The 302-nt window shown below is 39.7% G+C and carries 1 protein-coding gene; it reads right to left on the bottom strand.

What is annotated here, in order from left to right:
• On the bottom strand, nt 1-302 hold a 302-nt coding region (locus C1E99_RS12795), incomplete at both ends, for a glycine radical domain-containing protein (protein WP_330848231.1).

Below are 302 nucleotides of genomic sequence, written 5' to 3'. Positions count from 1 at the left end.
CGACAATACATTGAAGAATGCTGAATAGCCTGCTACACGGACAATCAAATCACGGTGTTTTTCAGGATGTAGTTGTGCATCAATCAAGGTTTCTCGAGAGACAACATTGTACTGAATATGATAGCCATGCAAGCGGTTAAAGAATGTCCGCAAGAGGGCAATTAATTTTTGTTTGTCTTCTTCTTTGGCAAGTGTTTGTGGATTGACCTTCTGATTGAGCAGAACGCCTCCAACAATTTCATGCGTTGGTAATTTGGCAACTGATTTCAAAACGGATGTCGGTCCATTTTTATCCATATTAT

The sequence above is a fragment of the Streptococcus suis genome (genome assembly GCF_002964045.1).
Taxonomy (GTDB): Bacteria; Bacillota; Bacilli; order Lactobacillales; family Streptococcaceae; genus Streptococcus; species Streptococcus suis_U.
The sequence above is the reverse complement of the archived record's forward strand: the minus strand, read 5'-3'. Positions and strand labels throughout refer to the sequence as shown.